Source organism: Haemophilus parainfluenzae (assembly GCF_003253005.1).
GTDB lineage: Bacteria > Pseudomonadota > Gammaproteobacteria > Enterobacterales > Pasteurellaceae > Haemophilus_D > Haemophilus_D parainfluenzae_M.
The window spans coordinates 84,698-97,661 of sequence record NZ_QEPZ01000005.1; the positions used below are offsets into that span (position 1 = coordinate 84,698).

Annotated in this window: 14 protein-coding genes; 7 read left to right on the forward strand and 7 right to left on the reverse strand. The window is 39.2% G+C overall.

The window, feature by feature from the left end:
- Positions 1–38: 38 nt before the first annotated feature.
- Together htpX and mobA are read right to left on the reverse strand one after the other, a co-directional pair.
- Positions 39–890 (reverse strand): protease HtpX, encoded by an 852-nt coding sequence (htpX, locus tag DPV97_RS07120; protein ID WP_410002436.1) that lies wholly within the window; start codon positions 888–890, stop codon positions 39–41.
- 78 nt (positions 891–968) lie between these two features.
- Complete coding sequence (gene mobA / locus DPV97_RS07125; RefSeq protein WP_070713361.1) at positions 969–1,535, reverse strand: molybdenum cofactor guanylyltransferase MobA; 567 nt, start codon at positions 1,533–1,535, stop codon at positions 969–971.
- Between the two features lie 66 nt (positions 1,536–1,601).
- Here mobA and DPV97_RS07130 point away from each other — a divergent pair, with 66 nt between their 5' ends.
- From DPV97_RS07130 to DPV97_RS07155, 6 genes are all read left to right on the forward strand, one after another.
- Positions 1,602–1,868 (forward strand): YihD family protein, encoded by a 267-nt coding sequence (locus tag DPV97_RS07130; RefSeq protein WP_005699179.1) that lies wholly within the window; start codon positions 1,602–1,604, stop codon positions 1,866–1,868.
- Between the two features lie 9 nt (positions 1,869–1,877).
- Positions 1,878–2,483, forward strand: coding sequence for a thiol:disulfide interchange protein DsbA (dsbA, locus tag DPV97_RS07135; protein WP_070713356.1), 606 nt, complete (start codon positions 1,878–1,880; stop codon positions 2,481–2,483).
- A 55-nt stretch (positions 2,484–2,538) separates the two neighbouring features.
- Positions 2,539–2,874 carry a MaoP family protein gene (locus tag DPV97_RS07140; RefSeq protein WP_070713351.1) on the forward strand — a complete coding sequence of 112 codons (336 nt, stop codon included), beginning with the start codon at positions 2,539–2,541 and terminating at the stop codon, positions 2,872–2,874.
- Between the two features lie 101 nt (positions 2,875–2,975).
- Positions 2,976–4,067, forward strand: coding sequence for a tRNA (uridine(54)-C5)-methyltransferase TrmA (gene trmA / locus DPV97_RS07145; protein WP_070590982.1), 1,092 nt, complete (start codon positions 2,976–2,978; stop codon positions 4,065–4,067).
- The gene (locus DPV97_RS07150) at positions 4,049–4,816 is read left to right on the forward strand and encodes a class I SAM-dependent methyltransferase (RefSeq protein WP_070713350.1); all 768 of its coding nucleotides are present in this window, start codon (positions 4,049–4,051) and stop codon (positions 4,814–4,816) included. Before trmA ends, DPV97_RS07150 begins: the two co-directional genes overlap by 19 nt.
- Complete coding sequence (locus tag DPV97_RS07155; protein ID WP_049384715.1) at positions 4,810–5,250, forward strand: SoxR reducing system RseC family protein; 441 nt, start codon at positions 4,810–4,812, stop codon at positions 5,248–5,250. Before DPV97_RS07150 ends, DPV97_RS07155 begins: the two co-directional genes overlap by 7 nt.
- 105 nt (positions 5,251–5,355) lie before the next feature.
- Here the strand turns inward: DPV97_RS07155 and potE are convergent, their stop codons facing one another.
- The 4 genes from potE to DPV97_RS07175 form a co-directional block, all read right to left on the reverse strand.
- Positions 5,356–6,672 (reverse strand): putrescine-ornithine antiporter, encoded by a 1,317-nt coding sequence (gene potE / locus DPV97_RS07160; RefSeq protein WP_070713347.1) that lies wholly within the window; start codon positions 6,670–6,672, stop codon positions 5,356–5,358.
- Positions 6,673–6,777: 105 nt separating this feature from the next.
- Positions 6,778–8,940: an ornithine decarboxylase SpeF gene (speF, locus tag DPV97_RS07165; protein WP_014064454.1), complete on the reverse strand. Its 2,163-nt coding sequence runs from the start codon at positions 8,938–8,940 to the stop codon at positions 6,778–6,780.
- A gap of 250 nt (positions 8,941–9,190) precedes the next feature.
- A complete protein-coding gene (gene speFL, locus DPV97_RS09695) occupies positions 9,191–9,385 on the reverse strand; it encodes a leader peptide SpeFL (RefSeq protein WP_197534114.1) in 195 nt (64 codons plus the stop codon).
- 210 nt (positions 9,386–9,595) lie between these two features.
- Positions 9,596–10,600, reverse strand: a complete 1,005-nt coding sequence (locus DPV97_RS07175) for an ornithine carbamoyltransferase (RefSeq protein ID WP_070713344.1) — start codon at positions 10,598–10,600, stop codon at positions 9,596–9,598.
- 232 nt (positions 10,601–10,832) lie between these two features.
- On the opposite strand from DPV97_RS07175, the gene cpdB reads away from it, so the two are divergent.
- Complete coding sequence (gene cpdB, locus DPV97_RS07180) at positions 10,833–12,806, forward strand: 2',3'-cyclic-nucleotide 2'-phosphodiesterase (protein ID WP_070713343.1); 1,974 nt, start codon at positions 10,833–10,835, stop codon at positions 12,804–12,806.
- A 57-nt stretch (positions 12,807–12,863) separates the two neighbouring features.
- Here the strand turns inward: cpdB and DPV97_RS07185 are convergent, their stop codons facing one another.
- The gene (locus tag DPV97_RS07185; RefSeq protein WP_075875915.1) at positions 12,864–12,962 is read right to left on the reverse strand and encodes a methionine/alanine import family NSS transporter small subunit; all 99 of its coding nucleotides are present in this window, start codon (positions 12,960–12,962) and stop codon (positions 12,864–12,866) included.
- Positions 12,963–12,964 lie beyond the last annotated feature (2 nt).

A 12,964-nucleotide genomic window follows, 5' to 3' on the forward strand; every position in this document is an offset into this window, starting at 1 on the left:
GGGCTAAATATTACATTTAGCCCTTTGTTTTTTATCTTTTATAAACTACGTAATGCTTCGATACGTTTTTCAAGCGGAGGATGGCTCATAAAGAGTTCGCTGCGTTTGCCGTTAATCATAAAGGCATTAAGTGAACCTTCCATCTCTTGTGGCTCATGAATTTGTTGTAAACGTTGTAATGCCGCGATCATTTTTTCTTTACCCACAAGGTGCGCTGAACCAGCATCTGCACGGTATTCACGATAGCGTGAGAACCACATCGCGATAATGCTCGCTAAAATACCAAATACAATTTCTAACACCATTGAGACTAAGAAGTAAATACCTGAACTACGGCTTTCTTCATCACCATTACGGGAGCTCGCCACCACATTAGCAATTACGCGAGATAAGAAAATCACGAAGGTATTCAATACGCCCTGTAATAAAGTCATGGTCACCATATCACCGTTCGCGATGTGTGAGACCTCATGAGCCAATACTGCTTCAGCTTCCTCTGCCGTCATGGAGTTCAATAAACCGGTACTAATCGCCACTAAAGAATTGTTTTTAGTTGCACCGGTAGCAAATGCGTTAGCATCATTAGAATGGTAAATCGCTACATCAGGCATCGGAATGCCGGCTTGTTGCGCTTGACGGCGTACCGTTTCTACCAACCAACGTTCAGCTTGATTACGTGGTTCGGTAATCACTTCCGCGCCCACAGAACGCAATGCCATGGTTTTTGATAAGAATAATGAAATCAATGATCCAGCAAAACCAAAAAGCATCGCCATAATTAAAATGCCACCTGTACTATTTCCTGCAATACCGGTCACATTCAAAATAATCCCTAACACAAGCATCACAGCAAAGTTAGTGGCTAAAAATAAAAGGATTCGCATCATAATAAAGTTCCTCAATAAAATAGAAAGTAAACACTGCAATAATGGAGAATTTTTTGCAAAATTCAAGGTTTAACAAATAATTTATTGTAAATCTTCTAAGGTATTAAAATTTACAAATCGTCCCTCTTGTTCGTCAAATTGGACAGCAACCGCGCCATTTTTATTCATAAATTGTAATAAACGACGTTCGCCCTCGTTTAAATAAGCACGTAACTTCTCTTTAAGCTGAACGGACATCAAACAAAATGTTGGGTGTTCACGCTCTTTATCTTTTGCATAAGCCATTAAAGTGCGGTTATTTTTAACCGCACTTTTTAGTTTTTCTAATAAGTTTTGTGGAAAATATGGGCTATCACAAGGCACAAAAAGTACAAAATCCGTTTTAGCTTGTTCCAGAGCCGTCAACATACCACTCAATGGCCCCTGAAAATCAGGCAATTCATCTGAAAATACGGGAAACCCCCATTGAGCATACTCCGTATGGTGACGATTAGCATTAATCGATATATCAACTACTTGGGGTTGTAAGCGCTCAATCACATGACTAATTAACGGTTTATTTTGTAAAAGCTGTAAGCCTTTATCCGCCTCATTCATTCTCCGTGCTTTTCCGCCAGCCAAAATAACCGCACTTATTGTGTATTCCATATTTTCTTATTGCCTTATTTGAAGTATGATCTAGCCTTATTTTTCTCCATTTAAAAGGAAATAGCAATGAAATGTAAGCGTTTAAATGAAGTTTTGGAACTTTTACAACCTTACTGGTCTAAAGACCCAGATCTTAGCTTGCTACAAATTTTGCAAAAAATTGCTGATGAAGCAGGTTTCGATAAGCCCGTGGCAGAATTATCTGATGAAGTGATTATTTATCATTTAAAAATGCATGGCACAGATAAGTTTGAGCCAATTCCTGGCATCAAAAAAGATTATGAAGAAGATTTTAAAACCGCATTGTTAAAAGCGCGCGGAATTATTAAATAAGGAAAACAAATGAAAAAATTTTTATTTTTACTCAGTGCTTTATTTTCATTTAACGCATTCGCAGCTAATCTAGAAGAAGGTAAACAATACGTTCAAGTGGGTCAAACCGCTTCTGCACAGCCTGAAGTGATTGAATTTTTCTCTTTCTACTGCCCGCATTGCTATGCCTTTGAAATGGAATACCACATTCCAAAACAAGTTGCAGAAGGCTTACCACAAGGCACTGAATTTAAACAATATCATGTTAACTTCTTAGGTCGTCAATCTGAAAACCTCACTCGTGCATGGGCATTAGCGATGGCACTTGGTGCAGAAAGCAAAGTGAAAGCGCCTTTATTCGAAGCGGCACAACAAGATAAATTAAGCTCAATGGACGATATTCGCAAAATCTTCATTGATAACGGGGTTACAGCTGAACAATTTGATAACAACATCAACAGCTTTGCTGTAAACGGTTTAGTGAATAAGCAAGTAAATGCAGCAGAACAGTTTCAAGTACGTGGCGTACCTGATTTCTATGTCAATGGCAAATACCGTGTAAATCCTGAAGGCTTAAATTACGACGATTTCGTCAAAGATTATGTAGAAACTGTGAAAGGTTTATTGCAAAAATAAAAAAAAATTGGTTTAATGCCTGCCGTTTTTAAATATAAAGAAGAGAGATGATATTATGGCTGCTAGTTTCAGTGTTACTCGTCGTTTTTTTGACGACAAAAACTACCCACGCGGATTTTCCCGTCACGGTGATTATACAATCAAAGAATCCCAAGTATTAGAGCAATATGGCCAAGCGTTTAAAGCATTAGATTCAGGCGAGCGCAAGCCGACGACAAAAGAAGAAAAAGAATTTGTTGCTTTTTGCCGTGATGAACGTGCACCGGAAACTTTCTTCGAAAAAACATGGAATAAATATCGTACTCGCATTAACACAACAAAACGTGTTTACACCTTATCAGGTGATGTGAGCGAAGCGGCTTCTGGCGGCGAAGATTATTCTGGCGAATAATATATTTTAAAAGGCAGGCAGAAGCTTGCCTTTTGCTTTTTTACTCAATCCCCATGCTTGCCAAGGACTGTGGGATATTTATCATTCAAACGTAAACATCAATGCAACTACCCGTTTCCCAATATACCGAACTCCTGCAAAAAAAGACTGAAAAACTGACCGCACTTTTGCAGCCTTTTAACGCCCCAGAAATAGCCGTGTTTGATTCGCCAACCAGCCATTATCGGATGCGTGCAGAATTTCGTATTTGGCATGATAAAGGCGATTTTTATCACATCATGTTTGATCAAAGTACCTTGCAGCGCTATCGAGTGGACGAGTTTCCAATTGCCAGCGAACTGATCAATCGCATGATGAAAGCCTTATTGCCGTTGTTAAAAACGCAGGAAGTGCTTCATAAAAAACTGTTTCAAATTGATTATTTGAGCACACTCAGCAATAAAATTATTGTAAGCCTGCTTTACCACAAGCAACTCACGGAAGAATGGCAAAGCGCTGCAGCAAACCTAAAAGGTGAATTACAACAACTTGGTTTTGATGTGCAACTGATTGGTCGTGCGAGTAAACAAAAAATCTGTTTAGAGCAAGATTTTGTTGATGAAGTATTACCAGTAAAAGGTCACAATTATGTTTATCGCCAAGTGGAAAACAGCTTTACCCAGCCTAATGCAGCTGTAAATTGCAAGATGTTGGAATGGGCGATTGATTGCACTCAAGGTTCTCAAGGTGATTTATTAGAGCTGTATTGTGGTAACGGCAATTTCTCTATTGCCCTTGCACAAAACTTCCGCAAAGTACTTGCTACTGAAATCGCCAAGCCATCCGTGGCTGCCGCACAATTTAATATTGCGGAAAATGCGATCGATAATCTGCAAATTATCCGTATGTCGGCAGAAGAGTTTACCCAAGCAATGAATGGTGTACGTGAGTTTAATCGCTTAAAAGGCATTGATTTAAAAGCCTATCAATGCAATACGATTTTTGTTGATCCTCCACGAGCAGGGCTTGACCCTGACACCGTAAAGCTGGTGCAGAATTACGATCGTATTTTGTATATTTCCTGCAATCCACATACCCTTTGTGAGAATTTGCAAACCCTAAGCCAAACCCACCGCATTGAAAAAGCGGCACTGTTTGATCAATTCCCTTACACGGATCATATGGAAAGCGGCGTATGGCTGGTGAGAAAATAAAAATTCAACTGCTTGCCGAAGCGGGAACATTGTCAGAATTGACCGCACTTTGTTCCCCTTTTGGTATTGAGCATTGTACTGAAAGTCCGCTTGCATTGGTGAAAACTGAAAGTCATCTCGCCTTGCGTAAACTCGATGAGCCCAAATTAGGCGATGTGTTTGTAGATTTCGTAGCCGGCGCAATGGCTCATCGTCGTAAATTTGGCGGTGGACGTGGAGAGGCTATTGCCAAAGCTGTAGGCATTAAGGGCACAGAATTGCCGAGCGTGATTGATGCCACCGCAGGACTTGGTCGAGATGCTTTTGTTTTAGCTTCTATTGGTTGCCAAGTGCGTTTAGTAGAACGCCATCCGGTGGTATATTTGCTATTACAGGATGGACTCAACCGAGCCTATCAGGATGCAGAAATAGGTGAAATGATGCAACAAAATATGCGTTTACTAAATGTTCATCATATTGCCGAACTTAATCCACAAACCGAGAGTGCCGATGTGGTGTATTTGGATCCAATGTATCCACACAAACAAAAATCTGCCCTAGTCAAAAAAGAAATGCGTGTATTCCAACATTTGGTTGGTGCGGATTTGGATGCCGATGAGCTCTTGACACCTGCGCTACAATTAGCCCGTAAACGCGTGGTGGTAAAACGCCCTGATTATGCGGAATTCTTAGCGCAAAAAGCGCCCCATGTCACTCGTGAAACCAAAAATCACCGCTTTGATATTTATATGGGAGAAGCGCAATGCTAAAAGAAAGTGCCGTTGTGATGAGCTATGATGCGGAAACCGGTCTTGCTAAAGTGAAATGTCAATCACAAAGCGCCTGCGGGGCTTGTTCGGCTAGAGAAGCCTGTGGGACAGCCTCCCTGTCTGAACTCAATGGAAAACGAGGTGAGCATATCTTCACACTCGAAACCATTACGCCACTGCGCACAGGTCAAATGGTGGAAATCGGTCTAGAAGAAAAATCCATGTTATTTTCTGCATTGTTAATGTATATCGTGCCGCTTTTGACTTTATTGATTGCAACGTTGCTTTCTAGCTATATCAGTGAAAATGAGCTCATCCGTGCGATTTTAATCTTTATGTTGACCGCACTTTCCTTTGTGATGGTTAAACGTTACACCCTAAAACTCGGCCAACAAACAGAATTTCAGCCTGTTTTGTTGAGAGTATTGTCCTAAATAAAAAGAGCGGTTGAAAACAAGTTAATTTTCAACCGCTCTTTTGTACTTAGCTTATTACTACTCGAAAGAGCCTACATTAAGATGTAGGCTTTTCTTTTTTAATTAAGCTTGAGATTTTTTAAGGTCAAATTTGTAAGAAACAAAACCATACAATGTCCAACCGATAAAGGTCACAATTGAACCGTATAGCATCGCTTGTTCACCCGCAGCATAAAGCGCATAGATACTATAGACTGAACCAATAAAGGCAACAAGAACAGTTTTTTTGTATTTTTGGTAAGGAACGTTTTCAGTTTTCAACAATACGGGAAGTGCAGCCATTGAGAGCAAGTATGGAATAACGTTTGTTACTACCGCTAGGTCAACCAGCACATTGAATTGTTTATTTAATGATGGGCTGATTGTCATTAATGAGAGTAATGTTTGTAACGAAGTGATAGTTACCATACCAACGATAGGTGCATCTTTGCTAGTAACTTTTTTGAAGAATGCTGGGAAATAACCTTCTTCTGCTGAAGATTTGAATACTTGAGCAATAGTGAACTGCCAACCTAATAATGAGCCGAAACAAGACATCACCATTAAACCCATGATGACTTTACCGATTGTTTCATCAAACATATGAGCAAAGGCTAAACCGAACGGTGCGGTTGAATTAGCAAGTTCAAGATTAGGAACAATACCTGCGATAACGTTAGTAGAAACGATATAAATTACCGCAGCCCCTAAAGTACCACCAAGTACCGCAATTGGTACGTTCTTCTCTGGATTTTCAACCGCATCAGAGTTCGCACAAGCAGACTCTAACCCTAAGAATGCCCATAATGTCATTGAAATAGATACACCGATCGCTTCAAAAGTAGGTACATTGTGTGGGTTCCAAGAATTTACATACATTGTACCATCAAACCATTTCCAACCGATGATTGAAATACCCACCACAGGAATAATTACACCCCAAATGGTGAATGAACTGATGTTACCCGTAATTCTTGCGCCACCGAAGTTAAGAATGGTAGCAAGCCAAAGAGTGAAGATTGTCCATAATGCGATAGAAAGTGGAGAAAGAGTTGCACCGAGGAACTCTGAACCATAACCTACAGCAGAAATCGCAATCGCAGTATTCGCAATAACTAACGACACACCATAAGTATAGTTCGCCATAAAGTTACCTGCTTTACCGAAAGAGTATTCAGCATAGCCACCCATACCACCGGATTTTCTACTAAACATACCGCATTGTGCGAATGCATAAGCTAAGGCTGTTGAACCAACTGCGGTTACAAGCCAAGAAACGATAGAAATAGTCCCAATTTCGGCTAATTTGGTCGGTAACATAATGATACCTGAACCCATCATATTAACCATGGTCAGAATGGTGAGTTGAACCACACCAATTTTATTACTTTTAGCACTCATAATTTATACTCCTTAAAGTACGGTCAAAAAATCAGATGTTTTTAACCGCACTTTTTTTGTTTGTGCTGAGAGGGTTATGAGGGAAAACCTCATAACCACACTTTATTAATAGTCAGTTAAAACATAGCCATATGCACGAGTACGTCCATCAGGGTCTTTTTGTAAGTAAACCCCTTGGATTTCAGGTGCGAAACCAGGTAATGTGTTGATACCTTCTTCTAATGCGAGGAAGTATTTTTGTGCAGTCGGACTCCATCTTTCCCCCGGAACCACACATAACACACCTGGAGGATAAGGTAATGCACCTTCCGCAGCTACGCGACCAACAATGTCAGTTAATGCAACAAGTTCAACTTTGTTACGAACGAATTCAATATTCGCATCGTGTGGATTTAATGCATATTCCGGTAATGTTGCTTTGCGGAATAGGTCTTTTTGAAGTTGTTTTACATTGCGGCTTACATAAAGGTCATGCATTTCTTGGCATAATTGACGGATTGTGTAACCTTTGTAGCGGTCTTCGTTGTTTTTGTACACAGTTGGCAATACATCTTTTAATAAAGAGTTTTGTTTAATGTGTTTTTCGAACAAGGCGATTTGAGCGACCAATGTTTGCATTTTGGTAAGAGTTTCTGCCGGAGTGAGCAAGAATAAGATAGAGTTCAAGTCACATTTTTCCGGAATAATACCGTTTTCACGTAAGTAGTTTGCAAGAATGGTTGCTGGAATACCGAAGTCTTCATATTCACCATTTTCTAAGCTGATACCTGGAGTGGTAAGTAAGAATTTACATGGGTCAACGAAGTATTGTTCATCCGCATAGCCTTCAAATTTATGCCATGTATCAGTTGGGTGGAATTTGAAGAATTCGAGGTTGGTTGCGATTTCTTCTGTGTCATAATCTTGCCATTTTTTACCTTTCACTGTTGTAGGGATGAATGGACGGATTAAATCACAGTGATTCAATACTAATTTACGTGCTTCGATACCCACTTTCACACATTCATGCCATAAGCGAAGACCGGCTTCACTACCTTGGATTTTCGCGTTCACATCTAATGTTGCAAACAATGGATAGAACGGACTGGTTGAAGCATGTAACATGAAGGCGTTATTGAAACGTTTATGGTTTACATAACGATCTTGACCTTTGATATGTTTATCTTTTTTATGGATTTGTGAAGCTTGTGAGAAACCAGCTTGTTGTTTGTGAACAGATTGTGTCACTAAAATACCAGGGTCATTTTCATTTAATTCAAGCAATAATGGAGAGCAATCTTTCATCATTGGAATGAACTGTTCATAACCTACCCATGCAGAGTCGAATAAGATGTAATCACAAAGGTGACCGATTTTATCCACAACTTGGCGTGCGTTATAAATCGTACCGTCATAAGTACCTAATTGGATAACTGCTAAACGGAATGGACGTTTTTGGTTTAATTTTTCAGGTGCCACTTCTTTGATTAATGATTTTAAGTAATCTTCTTCAAAACAGTGACTATCAATACCACCGATGAAACCAAATGGGTTACGTGCAGTTTCCAAGTAAATTGGCGTTGCACCTGCTTGAATTAACGCACCGTGGTGGTTTGATTTGTGGTTGTTACGGTCAAATAACACTAAATCACCTGGAGAAAGTACTGCGTTTAATGCTACTTTGTTTGCAGATGAGGTACCATTTAATACGAAGTAAGTTTTATCTGCATTAAATACTTGAGCGGCATATTTTTGTGCATCACAAGCTGCACCTTCATGAATTAACAAGTCACCTAATTTTACGTCCGCATTACAAATATCAGAACGGAAAATATTTTCACCAAAGAAATCGTAAAGGAAACGACCTGCTGGGTGTTTACGGTAGTATTGACCACCTTGATGTCCTGGACAGTCAAAAGCGATATTACCCATTTCCACATATTCACTTAACATTTTGAAGAATGGAGGTAACATTTTTTCTTCATAAAGTTTCGCTGCAGTTTCGATTTGACGGCTATAAAGTTTGATGTCATAACCGTTTAAATCTTGGATATGATAAATAGAATCATAGAATTTTGGATCCACTTGTTGTTCTTCTGTTTGAACAACGAATACTGGAACGCCGAATTTTGTTGCTTGAATTCGACCGAGGTATTCTCCTACATCACCTGAACTTAATACGATAGCCGCAACATCTGTAAAGTCTGTTTTGGCAATCTCAACTAATTCTCTATTTGTAGAGAAATATTGTTCAACTTTTGGACTATATGCAATTTTTAAGTTTGGCATAATAAACTCCTTTATTTATTTTTGACGTAAAGTTACCCTGCATTATTAATTTTAATAACGCAATAGATTTATTTAGAATAAAACAACCCTCTCTAGATTTTAATAACAAAAACTAAAGTAAGAATTTATTTATTTTAAATTAAATAAGATTAAGTTAATTTCACAAAATATTTTTTACCTGTCCTAGACAATGTAAAAATATTCAGAAATTAATCTGTGGAGACTCTCTAAACAGAGAGAACAACTCTGTTTAGAGAGCCGTGTTGGATGGTTTATTTTGAGAAGCAAATACTGAATATGAGAAGCAAGAGCGATGCGATGGCATCATAATATGGCGTGTACGACGGATGTGCGCCATCAAAGAACGACCTTTTATCGGATTAAACCGTAAAAGTCTCAATACTTTCGTATGGACGTATCTGTGTATATATGTACGAAGTAGCATAGAAAAAGTCCCTCTTTCTATCTAAACTAACCTTTGTTGGGTACATTCTCTGCTTGTGTAAATATTATGTCAATAATATTTTTCAAAAAACGTGATCATTATCAAAAAATAAATTTAAATTTTACATAAAAATAAAACTACAAAAGTATGGAAATATTTTATCCTTAAAATGAGATGATGAATAAATATACCAGTTTATCTAGCTCCTTCCTAAGTTAAACTCGCAACCATGACTGCTTTAATCGTATGCATACGATTTTCTGCTTGTTCGAATGCAATATTCATCGGCGATTCAAACACCTCTTCAGTCACTTCAATGCCATTTGCTAATTCAGGATACTTTTCAGCAATTTGGCAACCCACTTTCGTTTCACTATTATGGAATGCAGGTAAACAGTGCATGAATTTTACTTTTGGATTACCCGTACGCTTCATGAGTTCAGGCGTTACTTGATAAGGAAGCAATAACTTAATGCGTTCTGCCCAAGCGTCTAATGGTTCGCCCATTGAAACCCAAACATCAGTATGCACAAAATCGGCACCTTTTACTGCTTTATCAATATCTTCAGTTACGGTAAGGCATGCACCACTTTCTTTAGCAAAACCTTCACACATCTCAACAAAACCGGCTTCTGGTAATAAAGCTTTGGGACCGCAAATACGCACATCCATCCCTAGTTTTGATCCAATTAGTAAAAGAGAATTCCCCATGTTATTACGTGCATCACCAATATACACATAACTAATTTGACGAAGTGGCTTGTCACAATGTTCAATCATCGTAAGAACATCCGCGAGCATTTGTGTAGGATGAAACTCATCCGTTAAACCATTAAACACCGGCACACCTGCATAATCCGCAAGTTCTTGCACGGTACTTTGTTTAAAGCCCCGATATTCAATCGCATCATACATTCTCCCAAGAACTCGAGCTGTATCCTTCATGCTTTCTTTATGTCCAATCTGAGAGGAGTTTGGATCAATGTAAGTCACTCTAGCACCTTGATCATAAGCAGCGACTTCAAAAGCACAACGAGTACGAGTTGAGGTTTTTTCAAAAATAAGTGCAATATTTTTACCTTTAAGTTGTTGCTGCTCTGTTCCTGCATATTTAGCACGTTTCAAATCACGTGATAAATCTAACAAATAATTAATTTCGCGTTCTGAATGATGAACAAGACTCAATAAGTGTCTATTTTTAAGATTAAAAGCCATAGCGCTCTCCTTATCGGATGCCATCAATAAATGCGGGCTACCTTACTGTGAATAACTTAATTTTTAGCGGATTGGATGTTCTATTTTTGTCCCAAACGTGAAGTTTTGCAACCAAATTCAATCCCTTATTTTGTGATGCATATCACACTTCATTTCATAACTTTATATTGCGCTTTCTTTATATATAAAAGAGCTTTAAAATCTTGCCGATTCTTACATAACAGGAGCTCATATGATCAACAGAAGAGATTTCATCCAACTTGGCGCAAGCAGTATTTTAGCGTTAAGTACTAGCCGTTTTGCTTTTGCGAAAAGCGATACACAAGTCGATTTACGTATTGTAGCAACGACCGATATTCACAGTTTTTTAACTGACTTCGATTACTACAAAGATGCACCTACTGAGAAATTCGGTTTTACCCGTGCAGCAAGCTTGATTCGTCAAGCACGTCAAGAGGTGAAAAACAGCGTTTTAGTTGATAACGGTGACTTAATTCAAGGTAACCCAATTGCTGACTATCAAGCAGCTAAAGGTTATAAAGAAGGCAAATCAAACCCAGCCGTAGATTGTTTAAATGCAATGCACTATGAAGTAGGGACATTAGGTAACCACGAGTTTAACTATGGCTTAGATTATTTAGCCGATGCGATTAAACAAGCGAAATTCCCTATCATCAATGCTAACGTAGTAAAAGTTGGTACTGAGGAGCCATATTTCACGCCTTATGTGATTCAAACCAAAGAAGTGGTGGATAGCCAAGGTAAAAAGCACAAACTAAACATCGGTTATATCGGTTTTGTACCACCACAAATTATGGTGTGGGATAAAGCGAACTTACAAGGCAAAGTTGAAACTCGCGATATCGTGAAAACAGCACAAAAATATGTGCCAGAAATGAAACAAAAAGGCGCAGATATTATTGTGGCACTTGCACACACTGGCCCATCTGATGAGCCATATCAAGAAGGTGCAGAAAACTCTGCATTCTACCTTGCTGATGTACCACACATTGATGCGATTGTTTTCGGTCACTCTCACCGTTTATTCCCAAATAAAGAGTTCGCCAAATCACCAAATGCAGATATTGCTAAAGGTACCGTAAAAGGCGTACCTGAAAGTATGGCTGGCTACTGGGCAAATAACATCAGTGTAATCGACTTAACCCTTGCTCAACACAACGGCAAATGGTTAGTGGCTGATGGTAAAGCGGTACTTCGTCCAATTTACGATGCAGAAAACAAAAAAGCGACCACAGAAAGTGACGCAGAATTGACCGCACTTTTAAAACCTGTGCATGAAGCCACCCGTGAATTTGTGGCACAGCCAATCGGTAAAGCGACCGATAACATGTACAGCTACTTAGCGTTAGTGCAAGATGACCCAACTATTCAAATTGTGAACCAAGCGCAAAAAGCTTATGTTGAAAAAGTGGCACCAAGTGTTGCAGCAATGACTGGCTTACCAATTTTAAGTGCAGGCGCACCATTTAAAGCGGGTGGACGTAAAAATGACCCAACGGGCTATACTGAAGTTAACAAAGGTGAATTAACCTTCCGTAACGCAGCAGATTTATACCTCTATCCAAATACCTTAGTTGTGGTGAAAGCAACCGGTGAAGAGCTGAAAGAATGGTTAGAATGTAGCGCGGGTATGTTTAAACAAATCGACCCTACAAGCGACAAACCACAATCGTTACTTGATTGGGAAGGTTTCCGTACCTATAACTATGATGTGATTGACGGCGTAAATTATGAATTCGACCTGACTCAACCACCACGTTATGACGGCGAATGCAAATTGATTAACCCGAACTCACACCGCGTGGTGAATTTAACTTACCAAGGTAAACCGGTTGATCCAAAAGCAGAATTCTTAATTGCGACTAACAACTATCGTGCTTACGGTAATAACTTCCCTGGCACTGGCGATGCACACATTGTTTACGCTTCTCCTGATGAAAACCGCCAAATCCTTGCGGATTACATCAAAGCAGAAAGTGAAAAACATGGCCATGTAAACCCAAGTGCGGATAAAAACTGGCGTTTTGCACCGATTAAAGGTAACGATAAATTAGATGTGCGTTTTGAAACCTCGCCAAGCGAACAGGCTGCAAAATTCATTCAAGATAATGCACAATATCCAATGAAGAAAGTCGGCACTGATGAAGTGGGATTTGCAGTATATCAAATCGATTTATCGAAATAACAAAAAAGGGCGTGCTCAGCACGCCCTACTTATTTCAAAGTGCGGTCAATTTTGACCTTATTTTTCTTCTTTTGGAAGTCTGATTAAGGAAAAGATCAAGCCGCCCCAAATCACTAGAAGCGCCACAATCATCATTGCAATTGCAATACCTGTCATTT